Source organism: Nostoc flagelliforme FACHB-838 (assembly GCF_014698065.1).
Lineage (GTDB): Bacteria > Cyanobacteriota > Cyanobacteriia > Cyanobacteriales > Nostocaceae > Nostoc > Nostoc flagelliforme_B.
The window spans coordinates 24,206-47,489 of sequence record NZ_JACJSI010000037.1; the positions used below are offsets into that span (position 1 = coordinate 24,206).

Annotated in this window: 19 protein-coding genes; 9 read left to right on the forward strand and 10 right to left on the reverse strand. The window is 42.1% G+C overall.

The annotated features are described in order from the left end of the window. The first annotated feature begins 23 nt into the window (after positions 1-23). A complete protein-coding gene (locus tag H6G97_RS18905) occupies positions 24-368 on the forward strand; it encodes a hypothetical protein (protein WP_190942257.1) in 345 nt (114 codons plus the stop codon). 25 nt (positions 369-393) lie between these two features. Here the strand turns inward: H6G97_RS18905 and aspS are convergent, their stop codons facing one another. The 4 genes from aspS to H6G97_RS18925 form a co-directional block, all read right to left on the reverse strand. Then, on the reverse strand, positions 394-2,181 hold the full coding sequence (gene aspS / locus H6G97_RS18910; RefSeq protein ID WP_190942258.1) for an aspartate--tRNA ligase: 1,788 nt from the start codon (positions 2,179-2,181) through the stop codon (positions 394-396). A 195-nt stretch (positions 2,182-2,376) separates the two neighbouring features. Continuing rightward, entirely contained in the window at positions 2,377-2,574 is a 198-nt protein-coding gene (locus tag H6G97_RS18915; protein WP_242054991.1) for a type II toxin-antitoxin system HicA family toxin, read from the reverse strand. 2 nt (positions 2,575-2,576) lie between these two features. Beyond that, the gene (locus tag H6G97_RS18920; protein ID WP_185586674.1) at positions 2,577-2,786 is read right to left on the reverse strand and encodes a type II toxin-antitoxin system HicB family antitoxin; all 210 of its coding nucleotides are present in this window, start codon (positions 2,784-2,786) and stop codon (positions 2,577-2,579) included. Between the two features lie 652 nt (positions 2,787-3,438). Beyond that, entirely contained in the window at positions 3,439-5,367 is a 1,929-nt protein-coding gene (locus tag H6G97_RS18925) for an alpha-amylase family glycosyl hydrolase (protein WP_190942259.1), read from the reverse strand. Positions 5,368-5,715: 348 nt separating this feature from the next. Between H6G97_RS18925 and H6G97_RS18930 the strand changes: the two genes are divergently transcribed. Further along, positions 5,716-6,765, forward strand: coding sequence for a tellurite resistance TerB family protein (locus H6G97_RS18930; protein WP_190942260.1), 1,050 nt, complete (start codon positions 5,716-5,718; stop codon positions 6,763-6,765). Between the two features lie 425 nt (positions 6,766-7,190). On the opposite strand, the gene H6G97_RS18935 is transcribed toward H6G97_RS18930, so the two are convergent. Then, complete coding sequence (locus tag H6G97_RS18935; RefSeq protein ID WP_190942261.1) at positions 7,191-8,009, reverse strand: carbonic anhydrase; 819 nt, start codon at positions 8,007-8,009, stop codon at positions 7,191-7,193. A gap of 1,015 nt (positions 8,010-9,024) precedes the next feature. Between H6G97_RS18935 and H6G97_RS18940 the strand changes: the two genes are divergently transcribed. The 3 genes from H6G97_RS18940 (at position 9,025) to H6G97_RS18950 (ending at position 13,280) form a co-directional block, all read left to right on the forward strand. Continuing rightward, a complete protein-coding gene (locus tag H6G97_RS18940) occupies positions 9,025-10,875 on the forward strand; it encodes a serine/threonine-protein kinase (protein ID WP_190942262.1) in 1,851 nt (616 codons plus the stop codon). A gap of 57 nt (positions 10,876-10,932) precedes the next feature. Continuing rightward, positions 10,933-12,705, forward strand: a complete 1,773-nt coding sequence (locus tag H6G97_RS18945; RefSeq protein ID WP_199349473.1) for an HAD family hydrolase — start codon at positions 10,933-10,935, stop codon at positions 12,703-12,705. A 356-nt stretch (positions 12,706-13,061) separates the two neighbouring features. Beyond that, the gene (locus tag H6G97_RS18950; protein WP_109012126.1) at positions 13,062-13,280 is read left to right on the forward strand and encodes a hypothetical protein; all 219 of its coding nucleotides are present in this window, start codon (positions 13,062-13,064) and stop codon (positions 13,278-13,280) included. A 63-nt stretch (positions 13,281-13,343) separates the two neighbouring features. Here H6G97_RS18950 and ribD read toward each other — a convergent pair whose 3' ends face one another. The 4 genes from ribD to H6G97_RS18970 form a co-directional block, all read right to left on the reverse strand. Beyond that, complete coding sequence (ribD, locus tag H6G97_RS18955; RefSeq protein ID WP_190942284.1) at positions 13,344-14,561, reverse strand: bifunctional diaminohydroxyphosphoribosylaminopyrimidine deaminase/5-amino-6-(5-phosphoribosylamino)uracil reductase RibD; 1,218 nt, start codon at positions 14,559-14,561, stop codon at positions 13,344-13,346. Between the two features lie 304 nt (positions 14,562-14,865). Next, on the reverse strand, positions 14,866-15,483 hold the full coding sequence (gene mreD / locus H6G97_RS18960) for a rod shape-determining protein MreD (RefSeq protein ID WP_190942263.1): 618 nt from the start codon (positions 15,481-15,483) through the stop codon (positions 14,866-14,868). 24 nt (positions 15,484-15,507) lie between these two features. After that, entirely contained in the window at positions 15,508-16,302 is a 795-nt protein-coding gene (gene mreC / locus H6G97_RS18965) for a rod shape-determining protein MreC (RefSeq protein ID WP_190942264.1), read from the reverse strand. A 101-nt stretch (positions 16,303-16,403) separates the two neighbouring features. Then, positions 16,404-17,411 (reverse strand): rod shape-determining protein, encoded by a 1,008-nt coding sequence (locus H6G97_RS18970; RefSeq protein WP_190942265.1) that lies wholly within the window; start codon positions 17,409-17,411, stop codon positions 16,404-16,406. Positions 17,412-17,784: 373 nt separating this feature from the next. Between H6G97_RS18970 and H6G97_RS18975 the strand changes: the two genes are divergently transcribed. Continuing rightward, on the forward strand, positions 17,785-18,147 hold the full coding sequence (locus H6G97_RS18975; RefSeq protein WP_190942266.1) for a single-stranded DNA-binding protein: 363 nt from the start codon (positions 17,785-17,787) through the stop codon (positions 18,145-18,147). 54 nt (positions 18,148-18,201) lie between these two features. Here the strand turns inward: H6G97_RS18975 and H6G97_RS18980 are convergent, their stop codons facing one another. Continuing rightward, positions 18,202-18,942, reverse strand: a complete 741-nt coding sequence (locus H6G97_RS18980; protein ID WP_190942267.1) for an SIMPL domain-containing protein — start codon at positions 18,940-18,942, stop codon at positions 18,202-18,204. 62 nt (positions 18,943-19,004) lie between these two features. Between H6G97_RS18980 and H6G97_RS18985 the strand changes: the two genes are divergently transcribed. From H6G97_RS18985 to H6G97_RS18995, 3 genes are all read left to right on the forward strand, one after another. Beyond that, a complete protein-coding gene (locus H6G97_RS18985; protein WP_190942268.1) occupies positions 19,005-19,175 on the forward strand; it encodes a hypothetical protein in 171 nt (56 codons plus the stop codon). Positions 19,176-19,258: 83 nt separating this feature from the next. Beyond that, positions 19,259-20,734, forward strand: a complete 1,476-nt coding sequence (locus H6G97_RS18990) for a cation:proton antiporter (RefSeq protein ID WP_190942269.1) — start codon at positions 19,259-19,261, stop codon at positions 20,732-20,734. Between the two features lie 602 nt (positions 20,735-21,336). After that, complete coding sequence (locus H6G97_RS18995) at positions 21,337-23,226, forward strand: N-acetylmuramoyl-L-alanine amidase (RefSeq protein WP_190942270.1); 1,890 nt, start codon at positions 21,337-21,339, stop codon at positions 23,224-23,226. Positions 23,227-23,284 lie beyond the last annotated feature (58 nt).

The following is a 23,284-nucleotide window of genomic DNA, read 5'->3' on the forward strand; positions in this document are numbered from 1 at the left end:
GACTTTGGCTAAAGGATATAAAGATGGATGCAATTACGAATGAATTTAATAAATATTTTGCTAAATGGAAAATTACCTTGCCAGAAGAGAATATACAAAAGCGTCAGAAAGGTTCAATTTTTCAAGCTGGTTGGAAAATAAATTTTATTTTTGGGATAAAAGATGATGCTAAGTATCTTGAGTATTACGCTATCCATAGAATGACCAATGATCGTCACATCATAATTTATAAAAATGTAGAAAAAGAACACTTAGAGTGTTTAGAGTCTCCCTTAGTATACAGTCCAGCAATTAATGAAAGGCAAAGGGAGCATAATAAACAGAACAGAAGAGTTAAAGAGGGACTGAGCTATAAAAGCTTAGTTTAACTGTCTGTACTCCCCTTGCACTTTGTTAAGATTTTGGTTTATAAGTCGAAGCAACGTGCAATTCTTTCAACTGTTTAGCATCTACACTCGAAGGTGCATCTGTTAACAAACAACGTGCTTGTTGTGTCTTTGGAAAAGCAATGACATCTCGAATAGATTCTTCTCCAGCTAGCAACATTACCAAACGATCTAAACCGTAGGCGATGCCACCATGCGGTGGTGTACCATATTCAAATGCTTCTAAGAGAAAGCCAAATTTACTTTGTGCTTCTTCAGGAGATAAACCAATTGCTTCAAACACCTGCTGTTGAATTTCTCGCTGATAAATCCGCAGACTTCCGCCGCCAACTTCTACGCCGTTGAGTACCAAGTCGTAAGCTTGAGCGCGTGCAGTTTTTAAGTCGCTCAAATCATCAGGATGTGGTGCTGTAAACGGGTGATGTAATGCTTCTAGACGTTTTTCGTCCGCATTCCACTCGAACATCGGGAAATCTGTAATCCAGAGCAAGTTGATTTTTTCTGGATCGATTAAGTTAAATTCTTTAGCGATCGCTTGCCGTAATCTATCTAATGTTTTATTAACTGTAGCAGCATCACCAGCCCCAAACAATAACAAATGTCCAGCTTTAGCACCTGTACGGCGTAAAATTTCCTGTTTTTGTTCGTCGCTTAAGTTGTCTTTAATCGCGCCAATGGTGTCAATTTCGCCATCATCCCTGACGCGGATATAAGCTAAACCTTTAGCACCGGCTTCGCTGGCTTCTTTAAATAAATCGCCGCCTGGTTTAATGCGGACATTAGAAATTACATCGTTACCGTTAGGAATGGGTAGGATTTTGACGATACCGCCATTGGTAACAGTGTCCCGAAAGACTTTGAAACCGGAGTCTTTGACAATATCTGAGACATCAACTAATTCCAAACCATAGCGGGTATCTGGTTTATCGCTACCGTAACGTTCCATCCCCTCAGCGTAAGTTAGGCGGGGGAAAGGACGTTGCAACTCAATGCCTTTAACTGTTTTGAAGATATGGCAAACTAAGTTCTCGTTTAGTTCGATAATTTCTTCTTGGGACATGAAGCTCATTTCCATGTCCAACTGGGTAAATTCCGGTTGCCTGTCGGCGCGTAAATCTTCGTCACGAAAGCAACGGGCAATCTGATAATATCTATCCAAACCGGATACCATCAGCAATTGTTTAAATAGCTGGGGCGATTGCGGCAAAGCATACCACTCACCAGGATTGACGCGGCTGGGTAGAACATAATCCCGCGCCCCTTCTGGGGTAGAACGGGTAAGTATTGGGGTTTCAACTTCAATAAAACCTTCTAAATCTTCCAGATAACGACGCATGGCTTTGACAATTTGATGACGCAATTGCAAATTTTGCGCCATGCGTTCGCGTCGCAAATCTAAATAACGATATTTCAGCCGCAAGTCTTCGCGCACTGTCTCGGTGTCAGCTACAGAAACTTGGAAAGGTAACTGCTTGCGAACAGCATTGAGGAGTTTTATTTTATCGGCGTAGATTTCTACCTCGCCTGTTGGGATGCGGGTATTCAGCGATTCTTCGGGGCGTTGTGTTACTCTACCAGTGATTTCGACAACATATTCATTCCGCAGGGCGTTCGCATATTCGTAAGAATCGGGGGTGCGTTGCGGATCGCTGACGATTTGGACAATTCCAGAGCGATCGCGCAAATCTAAAAATATCACACCACCGTGATCGCGGCGACGGTCTACCCATCCGTAAAAGGTAACAGTTTCTCCAATATGTTCTTTTCGGAGTTCGCCGCAATAGTGAGTTCGCATAAGTCTTAGTTATTGTTTCCGGGCTAGAATGGCAAGAAAATGTCAAAGCTTTCCCATTATCTAGCATCAATAGTAATTGTAGTAGTTCTGGTGAAAGAAAAAATCAAATAATCTCAGACCATATATAAAAGAATCAATGACACCAGAAGGGTAAGTTTTACCAATTTTTACAATAGTTCTCGGAATTCATCACGGCTAGATTTGACAGTCACGGAGTATCTGTGCTAACAAACCAGAACCAATTGTTTCACCAGAATGAACTGGAACAACAGTTCGACGACCATCACTGTGTATTAAAAAATGGTGACTAACTCGTATTCTTGCTACCTCGAAACCTGCTTTTTTTAAAGCTGTAATTACTTCCTGTCCAGTCAAACTCGGTAGTTTGCTCATACTTAAACAGAAACCCTCTGCACACCGATAAACTCTAATGCTTCGGCGTTTTCTTGTTCAACCTCTAAACAAAGTTCAATAGCTTCTTTAATCCGTTCTATCAGTTCGTCTAGAGATTTGGCTTGGGTGTGACATCCTGCCAGACTAGGCACGGAGGCAACAAAATAACCTTCAGAGTCGCGTTCTATAATGACGTTAAATTCTCTGGTCATCTTGAGGTTGTTGTTTGGTGAGGTAATCTAATTTTAGAGTAGTTGAGTAGGTGCGATTGCAAAAGAAAGATTTAGGACATTAAGGTTTGACTGTTTCAATAGCTGATATGCAATACTTTTCGGGTTTTGGGGGAAAGGGAAAGGGTTTGAATTTACCTTTTCCCAGACCAAAAGAGAGATTATTGGGTTTATCCGAAAAGTATTGGGCTGATATGGATAAGCAACAGTAAAGTGATTTGCCATGACACAGAAAGCAATTACAGAAGCGATTATCAGCTTAACCTATGCCCATACCCGCTTTGCTTTAGTCCGAATTTAAGACGAGCACTTTTTATCAGAATGGTCTGAAGGATTATTTAAAACTACTGAAGCTCAAAAAACCTCTCTAGATATACTGCGGCGCAGATATCTAGATCCCGTGGGGAAGGTGATTTGTTAAAAGGAACAGTATTTGGTGGTGTCTCCCTTACTTGCGATCGCAGGATTTTACGATCCTGCTTTTAAAATTGCCGACCAGTCATCAGTTGTAATGGTGGTAACTAAGATTACAACATTTTTTATTAATGTTGTAATCTTAGTTACTTTGAATTTATAAATAATAAAGAGTGAAGAATCAAAATTTTAATTCTCCACTCTACCTCATTCTATATTTCTACGATTCTCTTCCCGATGCCCAGGTATCGCGCCATTTTACAGTACCTTCTTTGGCAATTACCCAACGGCGATTTACGAGATTTTCCCGCAGGGGCGATCGCCCTTCGCGCCACATAGCATATTTATAAGCAATCAGCTTACCAGTACTCTCATCAAAGGGAATTTCCGCAGACCAAGTATTCGAGTTGATGTACTCTAAAGGATATGCTTTACTGATATCCCAGTTACCTAACTCTGGGCAATCTCCTGTCACCACAATAATTTCACCGGGTTTGGTATCCACGCCATTGAGTTGAACGCGCACAATTGTCTGTGCTTTGATCCGTTCCCCAACGTGACTGAAAACAAGCACTCCGCGTTCTTCTAATACTAGGTCATAAATTTTGCCATCTTTGACTTCATACTTGTTGCGAGTCACCACGCAAGTATGTTCTCCATCGGGCAATTCTGTTTCTACTTCTGGTAGAGTAACTTCTCCTCCCCGGTTTAAAGCTACAAAACACACAGAGTCACGATAGCGGCGTACATAACAGTAAATATCTGCTGTTAAGTATTTTTGCCAGTGGCTACCCATTGACACGGCTGGATTCAGTCGCCGTAAGCCAGATAGTAGCCTGATGCAACGATAAACTTCACTCTCAGTATCCCAATTTTCCATCATTGGGCGGTTATATGGATCGTTACCGCCATCGGTATCGTCATGCAGATATTGTTCTGTACCGTAATAGATGCAGGGAATACCGCGACAGGTCATAATTAAAGCGATCGCAACCTTCAACATCGCTGGATCGGGGTTCAGCGATTGGAAGCGGGACATATCATGATTATCGATGAAGGTAACTAGCTCTGTTGCCCCGTTGTAGCGATAATCTTGGTCAAAAATGTATTGAATTGTGTGGAATCCATTTTCTGAACCTTGCCCTAATGCGGCTCGAATTGCCACGCACAACCCAAAGTCTAGCAGTGTCATGCCTGAGTGGTTAACAAATTCCACTGAGCGATCGTCAGTAGGATTACTATAAATCCATTCACCAAAAATGAATACATCTGGTTTGTGATTGCTCATATCACCAGTGAATTCTTGCCAAAACCAGATAGGCATGTGCTTGACAGTATCCACCCGCAGTGCATCTACACCCCGGTCTAGCCATTGTTTAATGGCTGATTTAATATACTGACGATATTCAGTATTGTTTTCATTGAAGGTTGCTAGACCAGATAGTTCACAGTTCTGTACTTGCCAATCGTCTTCCCAGTTTTGCACTTCGCCATAGTGGTGATACCAATGATTGACATCATCATTGAAATCAGCAATTTTAACACCATCATCATACAATTCACCTTTACTACCGCTAGTGTCAGGGCTGCTATGGTTGCAGACAATATCTAGCACCAACTTCATATTCCGCTTGTGCAGTTCTGTAACTAACCGATCAAATGTGGTATTTTTTTCTTCTTGCGTAGCGTTTAAAGAAGGATTTTCTCCATCAGCAATGTAGCGAGGATTGAGCCGCTTAAAGTCTTTTGTCCAATAGCCATGTAGGGCTGCATTGCCAACAAATAACTCTTCAACCTGCTCAAACAGTGGAGTTAACCAAAGGGCAGTCACTCCCATGTTTTTGAGATAATCTAATTTATCGATGACACCTTGCAAGTCGCCACCCCAGTACTTACCCCAATCTTGTCTAGTTGGATCGTACAGTTCTGAGTTTGCACCTTCGCTGTTATCTGGATCGCCATCATAAAAGCGATCAACCACAAGAAAGTAAATAGTTTCCTGACGAAATTCAATATCTCTGGTGTAAAGAAACTCTAAGCCAATCTCAGTATCTGATGGTGGTGTTTCTATAATAGCTTGTACTTTTTCTTGTGCAGAATCAACTTTATATTGATCTGGTGAAAACTGAGATGGAGGGGTTTGTACCATAAAAGAACTCAAAATTTAATGTAATTCATACTTGTAGACCAACAGTACAATGTTTCGAGTATTGTATGTCGTTACAAACTTTGGTATTGTGACATCCGTCCCACGGTGTAGGTATCTATCGGTAGCTAGTTTATAATTCTATCGATAGATATAATTCATCTGCTAGAGGATAAAAACAAAGGAATATAGCAACGCTGAATTAGCGCTGGAGATTAGCTACACCTGAGCAATACTGACTAAATCACGGATTAGCCAACTTTTTCTCTATAAGATTCGCTCCATTGGTAAACTGACCATTGTCACTTTCAATCTGTTATTACTATCAAGGAATTAATTCAGGTAGCATTTATGACCAAATATGACAAGGTTTTTAATTCACCAAAGACATCAGAGGAATCGCTAAGTCCAGAGGAAGCGGTGGCGGCGATCGCAACTGTGACTGCGATCGCTGATTCATCTATTGAAGATGTAGATGCAGAAAGTTTAGCGGGTATTCTTTGGGAATTCGAGGTTTTCGAGGAATACTCAGAGGATGAAATCGCCGAAATAGTTGATCGACTCCTAGCCATTGCAGAAGAAGAGGGAATTGGGCCTTTGTTTAATGTTGCCAAAGTATCTCTCTCAGACGAATTAGTGCTGGATGGTTTTGCTGCTGGAGTGATAGTGCTTTTAGACGAAGAACTCGCCATCCCCAAATCCAAACAACCTTACCTCAAAAAGCTACAAGCAGCCTTAGAAGTGGAGGATGAAGAAGCAGAGGAAATTATCAAGGAGGTAATCGCAGCCTTTCAAGAAGCAGAAGATGAAGAATATGCAGACGATGAAGATGAGACAGTAGTCATCGAAGATTTTAGCGAACAGACATATCAATCCCCATTAGGCAATTTTACCGTGCCGATTCCTGTTGATCCGCAGCAGGGTGGGAGAATTCAGAGTCAGGAAGGAGTAGTTGGCTTTTCTGATGACATCGGTACTCTGCTGAGAATCGATTATTATCCTTTCCCACTGGAACAGTTAGAAGAAGTGGAATCTATTGGACAAGAAGAATATTTACAAACAATTTTAGTAGACAAGTATATACCCCAAGCGATTTTCGCCAATGTACCAGATGCTTCTGTGGAGTATACCGAGTATCTGGAAAATACTTTGCGAGGCTCTTACTATGTATTAATTGATATGCCCAAAGGTTCCACCATTTCTAAGCAAGAAAATAATGGAACTGCGACCAGATTAGATGCGTACCGGGGGCTACTCTCCTTTATCAGTGGTGAATTTTTGTATATAGTTAGTAGTCAGCACAGCTTTATTAACGGCGAAACTCCCGATTCCGTTGAAGAAGAAGCTGAAGACATCAAGGAGAGTATTTTAGAGTTTGTTGAAACTATAGAATTCACTTAGGTAGCCATAAACCTTAGTTAAGTTGTTCAAACTTTAGTAGTTTTACCAATATTGCTCAAATCACAGATGCGATCGCATCTGTGATTTCCATTCTTTTTTGATGGTGACATTTACTAACTGGAGTTTAGACTAAATAGTGATTGAAGGAACGCAAATCAAAAGGAATAATTGATTAAAAATACTTGGTTCTTCAGTACCTGTTATGCCAAATTATTAATTAAATATCACAACTAAACGTTAAGATAAAGTTTAGAACGCTTAAGTCCCAAGAATGTCCTAAAATTTTAAAAACAATGCCTGCTTTTGTTGTATAGCAATGTTTTCAGCTTTTTAGCAGATTGATTTAGCATACTAAGTACTGAAGAGTCAAATACTTTCAATTCAGTCTCAACATATCCGTGACCTTTGACAAGTGTGTAACATTTTTAGTTTGTTGTTGAGCCTCGATAAATTCGCTCCATTTGCTCTGGAGAAAGCACTGTCATTGGAAACCATTCATGTGTAGAAATAGGGGATTCCTGGGATGATTGAAGCGCCCGTTGTTGAGTTTTAGTGAAACGTATTTCCACGTTGCTAGCTGAAGGTGGGCTAAGTAACGTCTCATCTATCTCCGATGGGGGAAGCTGATTTTGAGGCAAGACATAGGCGTGCTTTCCTGCATCGTATGCGAATATTTCTCCTGTCTCGATTTGATAAATCCAAGCATAAATGCTGAGTTGCCCTTGGTGGAGCTTAGAGTGAATCACCGGATAAGTCCGTAAATTTTCGATCTGGGTGAGTACATTCTCAGCAATAATTATTTCTAAGAGTTCTTCTCCTTCGTATTGGCTATAATTGTCTTTCACCAGTCGTCGGGTTGCCTCTGCATACTTGAGCCAGTCATGTACAAGCGGCATTTCTATCCGCAAGCTGTCTAACTTCATTAACCCTTTCATAGCACCACAATGCGAGTGACCACAGACAATAATTTGTTGAATATCTAATGCTTGAATAGCATATTCAATTGTTGCCCCTTCACCGCCATTAGTCGCACCAAATGGTGGAATAATGTTACCTGCATTGCGGATAACAAACAATTCACCTAACCCGGCTTGTGTAATCAGGTTTGGATCGATACGCGAATCAGAACAAGTAATAAATAGTACTCTGGGCTTTTGGCCATGAGAAAGCTGTTCAAACAGTTGTTCATTGGCGGGAAAATAACTACTTTTGAATTCGCGCAAACCTTTAATTAATTTTTTCATAAGAGTACCTAAATGAACAAGTAATACTTTAAATTTTTGGCTAAATAAAAATTTAATTCTCAAATTAAGGAAGCAGGGACGCGCAAAAGCAACAATTAGTTTATTTCATTGAGCATTGTTTATGAAAAAAGCAAATCGGGGGTAAAGTGGATGACCTCATTAAGTAATACAAGTATAGATACTTCGCTGCCAAAGATAACTAAGATTTAAAACTTGCTAGCACTAAGCAAAAAGCAGTCTTCAAACTGTTCTATCATGTCCGCTTGATTACTTGCTAGACCTCAAAAACCCCACCCCGCCAAAGCTACGCTTTGTCTCCCCGCTCTTCGAGAGGGAAGGAGTGCAATGACTGTGACAATCATAAATAGTTACCCGAATTTGATATTATATTGCATTAGCGAAATTTTTGACTAAATGGTTTAAAAATATCTATAAACAGATTGACTCACTTGATCGGCTCTTGTCATTGCACTATCGGCTTAGTCAAAGGGTGAAATTAGTTGTTGTATTGTTTAAACAGTCTCGCCAAACTACCCTCTCTGGTCACAGTTTTAATGTGAAATCAATCTGTAATTAGTCATAAATTTGGTATTTCTCTCTTTCCAGTCATCTAATTTCCCATTCCCTATTTGCACAAACAATCCTTTAATGCGGAAATTTTACCAACAGCTTTTTAATGATTATCTGTTTTCGGCGAGTTATTCCCCCAGCAGAACAGCAAGTACTCGAAGCTTAGGTTTTCTCTCAAAATCTCAGCTATATTAAGTTTTTCCAGTCTTCCAACCCGCAATGCAGACCTAAAAGCGATGTCTACGATAGTCACTGAGCCAAGTCGAAGTGCGGGCTATGTCATGCTAAACGAATTCACGCATACCAGTAAACTATTGGGAACAGATGGCGTTCTTAATTTAGTATCCATAACTCATGAACTCATCTGATGTACATTTGGAAAGGGCAACGTCTGACGACAAGCCCAGAGACGGAATGTCTCCGGTGTCTACGCTTGTGATTTCTCATGACAATAACCCTGCTAAACAATCGCTATCAAGTTATCCAGGTAATCGGCGCTGGTGGGTTTGGCGAAACCTTTCTGGCAGAAGATATCCACATGCCTTCTCGCCGTCGCTGTGTGATCAAGCAGCTAAAACCGATAACCAATAATGATCCGCAAAACTACCACCTTATACAACAACGGTTTGAACGGGAAGCAGCAACCTTGGAGTTTTTGGGTGAAAGTAGTAACCAAATTCCGAAACTCTACGCCTACTTTTCTGAAAATGGACAATTTTACCTCGTCCAAGAATGGATTCACGGTCAAACCTTGACACAAATAGTCGAAGCCAAAGGATTTGAGAGTGAAACTGCTGTTCGGCAAATTCTCTTGAGTCTGCTTTCAGTTTTAGATTATGTTCACAGCAAAGGCATCATTCACCGGGATATCAAGCCTGAGAATATTATTCTCCGTTCTGGTGATGGCAAGCCAGTTTTGATTGATTTTGGGGCAGTCAAAGAGACAATCCGTTCAGTGGTTAATACTCCAGGATACCCCACGCGATCGCTCGTCATTGGTACACCTGGTTATATGCCTAGCGAACAAGCCGTTGGCCGCCCAGTTTACGCCACTGATATCTACAGCTTAGGTTTAACAGCGATTTATCTCTTGATTGGTAAACACCCGCAAGAATTACAAACTGATCTAAAAACTGGGGAAATACTTTGGCAAGATCACGCCCCTCATGTCTCCTCCCAATTAGCGGCGATACTTAATCAGGCAATTAAACCTCATGCTGGCGATCGCTACAGCACTGCTAGTAAAATGTTATATGCTTTGCAGTCTGCCAATAATATACCTCCTGAGTTAGCTGCAAATACTCCCACAGTAATTTTTTCTCCCACTACATCGACTCGACAAACCCAGGCATTATATTCTTCACAAAATAATTCTGCAATCGCACCATCTTCCTCTGGTAGAAACTGGCAAAAACCTGCTGTGATTGTTGGTAGTTTGCTGATAGGCGGTTTGCTTAGTACAGTAGCAATTTCTAACATCACTCGTCAGCAAAAACCAGAAACAACTATTGCCACAAGTCCTACCCCATCGCCAGAATCTTTGCCCACTCCTGCATCTAGCGAACCGCCTGTTTCTTCCCAAACTTCTCCAATCCCAGTTGTACCGACTTCACCAGCACGACGGCGAGTAATTTCCAATCCTTTGCCAACCTCTGATCCCCCAGTTGTATCTATACCACAGCCAGAAAAAGAGCCTGTAACTTCAGATACTCCAGCGCCAGTAGTATCTACACCACGGCCAGAACCAGAGAATGAGGCAATGCCTGCTTTGGGTAATGCCAGCCCAGTTGCCACACCAGAAATGCGTTCCACGCCACAGAAGAAGCCGCGCAGTAAATTAGCTGCAACTACCAGCAGGCAAAGCGTTCCCGCATTCCCCACAGGTACACCAAGAAACATCGTAGAAGCTACCCTCGGCAAACCAAATCGAGATTTAAGAGGCGCATGGGGTAATACCCGTGCTGTCGTTTACAAACTAGTGCCAAACAAAATTGACCTTGGCTACTTATTTGATCGTAATTCTAAAGTGCTGCGTCAAACTGAGGTATCTTTTGCCCAATCGGTAGACCCGCAGGTAATGGAGACTACCTTAAATGGAATGTTAGGTGGACAAGCCACTGAAGATATAAAGCAGGGACTCAAACAAGTACAACAGCGTCAGTCTGATAATTTTAGTTTTAATAGTGGCTCAGTCAAGGGTCAGATTATCCGCCAACAATGTAATTTTATTTACATCAGCATCTGGGATGTAAATTTACATGATTTTGTGAATCCATCTACAGCTAAACAGTGCTAATCTATTAAATTATCGATAACACAAAAAATTACATCAGTATATCAAAATATTGACCTTATGATAAATACACTCAGTGACAGTGATGAAACTCCCTTGCCTAATGTAGCAAATATTGCTGAACTTGAAGCCCCCGTAACTGATGTAGTAGATATTGCCGAACATGAAGCTGATGTAAGAAATATTGCTGACTTTGAAGTTCCCGTAGCTGATTTAGTAAATATTTCCGAACCTGAAGCTTCCGTAGTTAATGTAGTAAATATCATTGAAGCTGAGACATCCGTAACTGATGTAGTTAACATCATCGAAACTAAGACATCCGTAGCTGATGTAGTTAATATCATTGAAACTGAAACATCCGTAGCTGATGTAGTTAACATCATTGAAACAGCGCCGGATGGTACACCCATCATAGTAGATTTAGATGAAACTGTCTTCCTACGGAATTCCACACAAGAGTATCTCAACACTTTAGAACCCCGCATACTTGGGTACTTGTTGCTCACCTTGTTGAATGTTCTCAAACCGTGGAATTGGCTACCAGGGAAAATTAAAGGAGAGGTTTCACGAGATTGGATACGAGTTTTAATCGCAACCATACTTTTTCCCTGGACTGTAATTTTGTGGCAACGGCGAGCTAAACAGCTAGCTCAAGCTTATGCCAACACTACCCTGATCCAGGCACTTACTAAGAATCCGAATTTACGTGTAATACTAGCCACCCAAGGGTTTGGTTTAATTATTCGTCCGCTGTGCAAACACCTACCTATAACTTTTGATGATGTCATCCCTTGTCGATTCTGGCAAGGAGGGATAGATAGACAGCGAGGAAAACATTTTTTAGTGACAGCATCACTGGGAGAAAAGGAAGTTGCTCGTGCGATCGCAGTTACAGACTCAGTTGATGATAACCAATTACTTGCATCTGTAGCAACTCCATGTTTAGTTATTTGGCCGGAAGCAAAGTATGTTTCAGCTATGGCCGACATTTATATTCCGTTTTTGTATCTAGAGCGAGCAAAGCGGCCAGGTAAAAAGTTTTTTCTGACCAAGGTATTATTAGATGATCTTGTGATCTTAATAGTAGGTTTGAGTTTGGTGAATAGCCAACCAATTCTTCATGCCATTAGTATGTTTTTTTTAATACTTTCTTTCTGGTGCATCTATGAACTAGGCTATGTGGAAAATGACATAGTTGCTGAACGGTTTGAGAAAAAACCAACGCTTTCAGAAACGTACCAAAAGTATAAGAACCGAATCAGTGTATGGCAGGCTTGGCTTTGGTCTGTAACTTTCGCGGTTCCTGGACTAATTATTCTGGAATTGACTAAAGTTGTCTCAAGTGATAAAAGTTTTGCTACCGAAATTAGTGCCCTAGACTCAGTAGCGATTTTGACTAATATGGCACTGTGGGTCGGTCTACTCGTGTTGGTACGAGTGAGTTACTATGCTTACAACCTTGTTGATAAGCAGACACGAATTTGGCTTTACTTTTTATTGCAAGCTTACAAGTACTTTGGCTTTCTGGTAGTCACAACAAGCAATATTATTGGGTCGATATTATTCACAGCACAAGTGATTAGTCGCTGGATACCTTATTTTATTTATCGTATGACTAAAAGTGAGTGGTCAAAAGATTTACCAAATCAACTGGTTCGTATCTTTCTGTTTGTATTTATACTTTTTGCTGTCGCGCTAGGAACTGAAAATATTTCTATATTAATGAATTGGCAGACTTTGATAATTTTCGTTTTGTATACCTACCGGGCAAGACATCAAATTTTGAAAATAGTCAATGAAATGCATCCAATTTCCCAAGATAAATTAAGATAGTAACAAGCTTTCATCACATACGTAGACGAAGAGGTTGTTTTAGAAGTCCTGAGTTTGACACTCGCTGAAAGTTCAGAAGCCGACTGCCAAGCCATTGAGTTAACGACTTTTATTTATAAAACAACATAAATAGCATAATTGTAGTATGCAGAAAACATTGCATTACTAAATCGTCTTAGCGGCTTTCATACATGGGCTAAAGCCACAGGTATGAAAGTCTGCATTTTTATAAAGTTATAAATACCATTATTAAGTTTTTAATAATACTTATATCAGCTTCTACATTCATGTCGTAAAGTACGATCAAAATTGTGTAATCTGAAGACAGCAAAGCTAAATTATTCAATTGAGGTCTGATGACTCCTACAATCATGCGTCAGCTTTGGTCAGTGGTTGAAACCGCCCAAGCCAAGCTCCTCTTACAACTGGATGATGCTAGCTTGGTGCAGTGGTTAGTGAAACAAACCGAAACGCAAGTGTTGTTAGATTCTAACGAAACTGATTATCTGTGCCACTACATCCAATCTCGGCTAGCCCTTATACGTGATATTGCCCATGAACGTCAGTGTTCATGATGCCTACGGCGGGCTACGCCAACGCAAAATCACGATAAATTATTTAATAGTCAAGTGTTATTACTATTGACTATTAGGTTTTTCAGGAAAATAACCTTCTACTAAGCAGTCAGAGCCTACTACACGCCAACGAACACGTTCTAGAGACAACGCCTCAGTCATAGTAGTAAAACCTAAATCGCCCACTGGTGTGGGAGCAATACTACCACCAATGATTTTTGGGGCAATAAATGCCAAAACTTTTTGCACTGCTCCTTGAGCGATCGCACTAGCAGCTAGGGTACCACCACACTCCCACAACACGCTACAAAAACCTCGCTCATATAAGTATGCCATTGCCTTATCTGGTGTAAGTGATGTTAATTCCACCACCTCCACACCCTGTTTGAGCAACAGTTCTTGAAAATCGGGATTAGCACCCTTCTGTGTCAACACCAGAGTTGGAGCATCCGCAGTTTGCCACAGATGGGCGCTTGCCGGTAAGTTGAGACGGCGACTCATGACCACCCGCAGGGGATTATGTGCCTCTACCTGACGGGTGGTTAAGTAAGGATTATCTTGTCGAACTGTATTACCGCCGACAATTATTGCATCGCAAGCCGCCCGCAACTGATGTACTTCACTGCGGGCTTCTTGGCTTGTCACCCAGGCACTATGACCAGAGGTAGTAGCAATTTTGCCATCTAAAGTCATGGCATATTTTAAAATTCCCAAAGGCCGCTTGTAGAGAATGCGATGCACAAAACCTTCATTTAGCTGATGACAAGCTTCCTCTTCTACTCCTACCAAGACCTCGATCCCCGCCGCACGTAAACGGGCAATACCACCTCCAGCTACTAATGGATTGGGATCAACCATACCCACCACTACTTTTGCTACCCCTGCTTCGATCAATCCTTCCGAACAAGGGGGAGTGCGCCCATAATGATTGCAAGGTTCAAGGCTGACATAGATTGTTGCACCACGAGCGCCGCCAACACCTGCTGCTCTCAAGGCAAATACTTCTGCATGAGGCTCACCTGCACGAGGATGGAATCCTTCGCCAACAATCTCGCCATCCTTGACAATTACCGCTCCCACTAAAGGATTTGGCGAAGTGCGCCCTAAAGCGCGGCGGGCAAGTTCCAAACACCGCAGCATCATGCGAGAGTCAAAGTCACTTCCTATCTTTTCCTTCGGTGGTGAATTCGATCCAACTGCTGACTCCACTATTCGTATATTTTCCTGAGTGTCATTTGGTAAGGATGCATCTGCTTGAGCGACCACTGGGGAATTATCCATAATTTTAGGCAACACTGTAAATATTCTGCACGCGATCGCGCAGCCTTTCCACAAGGGAATCGCGCTTTGCTCCTGATAATTAAACAGTAATATCTAGGCGCTATTAGTCGCTGTCTTAAGTTACATGAGTCTGTAATATTCACACTTACAGTTCACTGTAGCTTGAATCCATATTGCCAGAGGTTGCCCAAATTCCCAAAATATTTAGGTTACAGGTAACAGGAGATAGTTTTCTTTACTGTCATCTGTTACCTGTAACCTATCCCCTTCTTAACAGACGCGATTAATCGCGTCTCTCCCTTGATTATTGCTCCAACAATTTCATTCTCTGCCACCAAAGATTCAGGGGGTAATAGACCACAGGTGCCCATAAACTACTCAGAATGGCAGAAGCAAGGGCGACACGCTGGTAATATGTCCAAATATCTGTCACCTTGCGCTCATTGCCAAGCAAAGTTAATTGCAACCCAAAGATAGTTTCTGCCAAAACTGCCAAAACAAAGACAATTACAGCAATCGAAATAAAATCTTCTTCGATAAAACGCTGTTTCTGGAGCAGACCAGTTAAAGCCCCCACTATACCTAAACTGATGGCATGAGAAGGGTTAGGTGATGTCATTGAATCTTGAAGTAGCCCCAGAACTATACCCGCCAACGCTCCGGCAAACACCGTGCGCTTCACACTCCAAGCTACTACCCAAATTAACAGCCAGTTAGGGCCAATACCCAATAATTCCATACCTGGCAGACGGGTTGGCAATAATAATAAACATAACAGTACAGATCCAACCGTCACTATCCAACTCAACAACTGACGTACAGCAGGATGCCAACGAGCAAGCGGCTGGATTTGGAATTTTGATTTTCGTTCTGACGATTTTGGCTTTTTCTGCCTGCTACCACCGAATGCAGGAATTTTCATTTTTATATGGATTTTTTCAAAGAATTACTTAGACTTTTGCGGTACTTGATTTGCTGACTCTTGATTTTCTGGCTTTGGATAAACAGCTACCCAATCGAGAGAGCGGATTGGTGGAAAAAGCTCAATTTTCGCCACTGATGCCGGGAGTTTCTTTAAATCTAGCGACTTGATTCGCCCTACTGCCAAGCCAGATGGAAATTTCTGACTGTAAGTAGATGTGGAAACTAAATCTCCTACCTTAGCATTTGGGACTTTTTCATAAAACTCCAGTACAGCCTCCGCAGAAGAATCTCCTCGCAAAACGCCTTTAGCTGCCGTGCGGCTAACCAATACACCCACTTGACTCTTGAGGTCACTGATTAACAACACACGGCTAGTATTGGGAGTTACACTCTCCACTAAACCCACTAATCCGCCATCTGCCTTGACTATAAAGCCTTCCTCAATCCCCGCATTTGTACCGCGATTCAGCGTGACTTGTTGCCACCATTGGTCAGCACCACGTCCTATTACTCGTGCTGGAGTCGGTCGTGATGCCAGTGGCTCTTTTTCCACATAGCCTAATAAAGCTTGTAACTTTGTCTTTTGACTTTCCAAATCTTCTATACGGGTTTGCAATTCCAATATCCGGGCATCTCTGAGACGTTCTTCGGGAGTTGGCCCTGACTGCAACATCTCTAACGGACGGGTAATTGCCTGGTATGTCTCAAGCACCAATTCACCTTGAGTCTGTCGCAATATCCAAGCACTACCAAATACTAAAGCTAACAACCCAATTTGTAACCCTTTACGATCCCACCAACGCCGTATTGTAACCATATATACCTTTGTATACTTATATAAATTAAGTTCTACTTGGATTCTATTTATATAAAACCCAAATAGAACTCAAATAGAACTCAAGTCTGATATTTTTTTTGTTACATATTGCGAGAGCTTTCGGTGACAACCCGTTCCAACTGTTTGAAGTTTTCTAACACACGACCTGTACCCAGCACAACACAGCTTAAAGGATCAGCAGCAATGTGGGTAATAATCCCTGTTTCATGGCTAATGAGAGTATCTATGCCTTTGAGCAAAGCACCACCACCCGCTAACATAATACCTCTGTCAATAATGTCTGCGGCCAGTTCTGGCGGTGTGCGTTCCAGTGTCCGCTTCACAGCTTCTATAATTACTGATAGCGGTTCCAACATACTTTCACGGATTTCTGGGGCTTTGATTGTTACAGTTCGCGGTAAACCAGAAAGCAGGTGTAAGCCTCGGACTTCCATCATCGCCTCATTATCATCATTAGTCGGATAGGCAGAACCAAGCCGAATCTTGATATCCTCGGCAGTACGTTCACCAATGACTAAGTTATGAACTTTCTTAATATACTGAATGATTGATTCAGTCAGTTCATCGCCAGCAATGCGTACTGATTCGCTGATTACCGTACCCTGGAGACTCAGCACTGCAACTTCTGTTGTGCCACCACCAATATCGATGATCATGTTGCCAGTGGGTTCGGCAACAGGTAATCCTGCACCAATAGCCGCAGCTACAGGTTCATCGATTAAATACACTTTTCTTGCTCCTGCTTGGTGAGCTGCATCCATTACAGCTCGCCTTTCCACTCCGGTCACGCCACTAGGAATACCAATGACAATCCGGGGTAAAATCAAAGACCTACCTTCATTTACACGCTGAATAAAGCTTTTCAGCATTAGCTCGGCTATATCAAAGTCAGCAATTACACCATCCCGCAAAGGGCGGAGAGCAATCACATTTCCAGGTGTGCGACCGAGCATTTTTTTAGCTTCTTCTCCTACTGCTAGTGCTACCTTTTCGTTGACATCGATAGCAACTACAGAAGGTTCTTGTAGTACAATACCTTTACCAGATACATAAACCAGGGTGTTTGCAGTACCAAGATCGATACCCATGTCCCATGATGTGCGAAAGTTCCTAAAAATACCCACGCGTCTGTAAGCCCCCTATGTGCGCTACTTCTTGACTACAACGGTAAGAGTTAATCGTGCTTGATTCGATTATGTTTGTATCCTGAGTTGAGTAAACTAGATTATATTTTTATATGATTCCCAGGAATATTTAGTATGTCTCAAGCCCCGTACTTTTTAATATTCTCTGGTTAACTTAGTATATCCGTATAGTTTTATGTGTTTCTCCAAATAGTGTGTATAAATTTTCAAGTCAATTATATTGTTAACTGTTTAACACATTATTTTCAAGTGTTTCACAATTCGCTATGATGAAAGTCGGAATTGCTAAGTACATTTGTACTGAAAGGTAACGTAGATGAGTATTAATATTGTCACCCTTGTTGGCCGTGTAGGCAGCGACCCTGATATAAAGTATTTTGAGTCTGGTAGTGTTAAGTGTAGATTGACACTTGCGGTCAAAAGGCGATCGCGCAACAGCGATGAACCTGACTGGTTCACGTTGGAATTATGGGATAAGACGGCTGAGGTAGCAGGTAATTATGTCCGTAAGGGGAGTTTAATCGGCATAAAAGGTTCCTTGAAGTTTGACACATGGAGCGATCGCCAAACAGGAGCAAATCGTTCTACACCAATCATTAGAGTAGATCAACTAGATTTACTAGGCTCTAAGCGAGATGGAGAGGGCAGTGCAGGTGATATGTCTTCAGAACATTTTTAATTGGGCATTGCTTATTAGTCCTTTGTCGTAAGACAAAGGACTAATAACTAATAACTAATAACTAATTTGCAGCGTCACTGATGCTTCTACTTGCTGTTCCCCACCAATTACAGGGGTGGAATTATCAGCTAATTTTGCAGCTTCAGCACGTAAAAACATAGGTGGTGGAGGCGCAGTGGCATTATTAACTTGAATGCTTACTACTTCTTTGGGTTTAAAACCCAAGGCACTGAAAACAGCATTAGCTTGCTGCTGGGCATCTTGGGTAGCTTCTTTTAATGCTTGCTTTTGAGCAACTGCGATCGCTTCATCATTAGCAACAAAACTAATGCCGTTAATTTGTGTTGCACCCGCTTTCACTGCATCATCCAATAATGCCCCAGCTTGCTCGGTAGGAATACTAAAACTTACAGTGTTATTGGCAGCATAGCCTGTAATCCGTTGCACATTATTGGTGTAGCTGTAAACTGGGTTGAGCCGGATACCAGTAGTTTGTAATTTTTCAACATTTTTGCTCTTGAGAAACGCAACTACAGCAGATGACCTCCGGGCAGCTTCTTGCTGTACTTCCTGTGCTGTTTTCCCTTGAATTTCTACTCCTAAACTTACTTGGGCCAGGGTTGTAGGAATTGTTTCCACTCCACGACCACTGACACTAAGGGTTCGCCATAATCTATCCTTTTCTTGTGCGAATGCAGGTAGTATGAAAGTTGCACATAAAAGGATTGCTAAAGGCAGTATTTTCCACAAATTTCCAGATGGAAATTGAGAACCGGGTAAAGCGGCTCTAGTCATAATATTTTCACTCCTCAAAGTATCCACAGATGTTTTGAATAAACGTATGTAGCAATCTTGTGGTGGCTGTTGAAAATCAACAGCCACCACAAGTTTTTCACAACTCAAGTGCGATCGCTAGATACGATTTGTATGTTCTTACTTTGACACTGCGATCGTCAAAAGCTGAAATGGTTACATTTTTGGAAACTAAAAAAATTACACTGACTGGGTTGACAAATAGCACAAGATAATAGTGAAGAACTGCTAATAGCGTCTCCATAGGATGTTTTTCAGAAACGCGTCAGAATCAAAGAGAAGGATTTTCAGAGAACCTATGCATTTGTTAGATTCAATCAACTTCTCTTTTCCTCTGCTGGCTACCGCAACAGAAGCCGCAGACAGTTCAATGGTAGTAGCAGCAGTGCTACTGAGCTTAGTAGTAGTTTATCTTGCCAGCAAAGTTGGTGGAGAGTTATCAAACCTAGTGGGTTTGCCGCCTGTCTTAGGTGAACTTGTAGGTGGTGTAGTAGTTGGTATCTCTGTTTTCCACCTTTTGGTGTTTCCAGAAGGCAGTACAGACAGTTCTAACTCTTTGATCATGTCCTTCCTTCAAATAACTGCTGGTTTAACGCCTGAAGCCACTCCAGCCGTGTTTGCAGCGCAGTCCGAGGTCGTTTCCGTTTTGGCAGAATTGGGTGTGATCATTCTGCTGTTTGAAATCGGCTTGGAATCAAATTTAAAAGATTTAATGGCAGTTGGTATTCAAGCCACCGTCGTCGCAATAGTTGGAGTAGTGGTACCCTTTGCCGCTGGTACTGTGGGACTGATGACTTTGTTTGGGATTGGGGCTGTGCCTGCAATTTTTGCAGGGGCAGCTTTGACTGCCACTAGTATCGGTATTACTTCCAAGGTGCTGTCCGAGTTGGGGCGACTCAACTCTAAAGAAGGGCAGATTATTTTAGGTGCTGCCGTAATTGATGACGTACTGGGAATCATCGTTTTAGCGGTAGTAGCTAGCCTAGCTAAAGACGGTGTGGTGGATGTCAGCAAAGTCATTTATTTGATTATCAGCGCCACCGGTTTTATTTTGGGAGCAATCCTACTAGGCAATGTTTTCAATAAATCCTTTGTGGCGATCGCTGTTCAACTCAAAACACGCGGTGGATTGGTGATACCAGCATTCATCTTCGCTTTTGCTATGGCATACCTTGCCGCCGTCATCCACTTAGAAACAATTTTAGGAGCTTTTGCAGCTGGTTTAGTCTTAGAAGAGACAGATAAGCGCAAAGAGCTGCAAAGACAAGTCTGTCCTATTGCTGATATGTTAGTGCCAATTTTCTTTGTGACTGTTGGGGCAAAAACCGATTTGGGAGTTTTAAACCCAGCAATTCCCGACAATCGGGAAGGTCTAATTATGGCAACTTTCCTGATCATAGTAGCCATTCTTGGTAAAGTGATCACAGGTTTAAGCGTGTTTGGTCAACCGGGAATTAACCGTTTAGCGATCGGTGTCGGGATGATTCCTAGAGGCGAGGTTGGGTTAGTGTTCGCTGGTGTTGGCGCTGCCAGTGGCGCTCTCTCGAAACCATTAGGGGCAGCAATTATCATGATGGTTATTTTGACAACCTTTTTAGCTCCTCCTTTGTTACGATTTGTGTTTCCAGATCCAAAAACTCTGGACGGAAGCTCAGAGCAACTAATTTTAGATGGTTCCTCTGGGGCACTGGTAATTGAACCACCTCAGTCAAGGGTGCCAGCATCAAATGACAGGGATAATTTGGAAGTAACCCCAGAATCTAGCGATCGTTAATCTTTGGAAATAGGGAATTGGGAATGGGGCATTGGGAAGAGATAAGGAAGAAACTTGTTCAATATAATTCTCCTGCTCCCCCTCTCACCCATCTCCCAATTATGCAGTGGAAACTTCTCTCGCCAAATCTCCGTCCCGTGTGATTGTAAAATAATCGTTTGTTTCTAATTTTTACCAGCATTCAAAATGTTAGTTATTTCTACTCGCCCTTGGCTTGTAAGCTTTTATCTAAATATTTTCTAGACAATTGGGGAGTAACACCCATAAATTTTGCTAGATCATCTGACAGTAATGGGAATTATTTATTTAGTGCATCAATGGCAGCAAAAAACAAACACTTATCAGTAAACAGCTATCAATTATCAGTTTTTTAGCTTTATTGGGAGTCAAAATCCCCCACCTTTACAGGTGGAAGGTTTCGGTTTCGCATGGGGATTTACACTGAATATGAAACCTGATAACTGAATTTTAAGTGTGTCTTAATAGCATCTTAAAAATCAAAAAAGGCATCCAAGGTCAAGTTTCGGTGGTGACAGTGTGATGATTTACCAATGAGTTGAGATATTGATGGCTCCCATGAACGTAAATTAGGAGAAAAGACTGTGAAATTACACTGGTTACTACCCAGCACTATTGGAACTATTTTCATGCTATCGTCGCCGGCAATGGCTGCGAGACTTGAATCTTGGCGCTTTGATGCCAATCAAAACAGGCTGGAAATTAATACTGTGGGTGCAGTTCAACCGCAGGCACAACTAATTTTCAATCCGACTCGGCTAGTAATTGATCTGCCAGGAACTACATTTGGTCGTCCACAGCTAACACAACAGATCGGTGGTGGAATTCGCTCGATCCGTGTTGGGCAGTTTGATGTAGAAACAACACGGATAGTTGTCGAACTGACCCCTGGTTATACTTTAGACCCCAAACGAGTACAATTTGTTGGTACAACTGGCGATCGCTGGACTGTGCAATTACCTAGACCCGAAATTGACAAAGCAGCATCCCCTCCCAGAAGTGCTTACAGTGTAGTTACCCCAGACTCTGAACCTCAACCCAATATTTCAAGGGTCGCCACTACTACACGAGGGGCGACTCAAATTGAGAACTTACAAGTAACAGGCGATGGCTTGTTTATTCGTACCAGTGGTGGTAATCCTCCAATTCAGGTAATTCGCAGCCGCGATCGCGCTACCATTTTTGTAGATATCTCTGGCGCATCTTTATCACCACGTCTGGCGCAGCAGAGTAATATACCCGTTAACAAACATGGTATTAGCCGCGTCGAACTCACCTCATTGCAAACCCAACCTCCTGGTGTTCGCTTGACTTTACGGGTAGATAAAAATAGCCCAGACTGGCGAGCAACTAATAGTAACAGTGGTGGTTTAGTAATTTTACCTAGTCGTGTTGTCACGTTGCCTGAGAGTAATAATTTAAACAACCTATCGGACAATCAATCACAACCACCGTCCTTTCCTAGTAGACCACCTGCCAACAACTCGCCAGCAACAATTGAATCTGTGCAAGTGGCTGATAATGGCACACAACTACTAATTAGAGGCAACCAACCTTTATCTGCTACGGGAAGTTGGGATAGATCCTCTGGTATCTTTCGCGTCACAATTACCAATGCCAAGTTAGCTCCCAGAGTTACAGGGCCTACTTTTGCTGCCAATAGCCCCATTCTCCGAGTACGTCTGCAACCCCAACAACCTAATACTGTCGTTGTCTTAATTCAACCAGCAGGCGGAGTACAACTTGGGCAACCCAGGCAAATCGGCGACCAGCTTTTGGCTCTACCAATACTAGGCTCTCGGCGAATTATTGCACTCCCTGGAAGGACTCCCTTTGCTTTACCTGGGCTACCACCGCCAAACCGAGGGCCATTCCCAGACCCAAATAATCCCAATCCCCAGCCCTCAATACAACCACAACGCCCGATTACCAATGGACGAGTGGTAGTCCTCATTGACCCTGGACATGGCGGTAAAGACCCTGGAGCAATAGGTCTTGGGGGATTACGCGAAAAGGATATTATTTTGTCTATTGGCAAAAGAATAGCTCAGGTTTTGCAGCAAAATGGCGTACAAGTAGTTATGACGCGAGATTCGGACTATTTCGTTACCCTTCCGGGAAGGGTGCAATTAGCAGAACGAGCGAATGCTGATGTCTTTGTTAGCATTCATGCTAATGCAGTTGGGCCAGGTCGTTCGGATGTTAGTGGCTTAGAAACGTATTATTACGGCAGTGGTTTGGGTCTAGCTCGCACTGTCCATAACAGTATTCTTCAAAATGTAAATGTCAGAGATAGGGGAGTGCGGCGAGCCAGATTTTTTGTCCTCAGAAAAAGTTCCATGCCTTCTATTCTCGTAGAAACAGGTTATTTGACTGGTCGAGATGATAACGCTAAACTCAGAACCTCAGCTTATCAAAATCAAATGGGAGATGCGATCGCTCGTGGCATCCTTCAGTATCTAAAGAGAAGATAAGTAATTTGGTCTAAATTATTGAGTAAATACATCTAATCTTTACCATTTTTATCCTTTT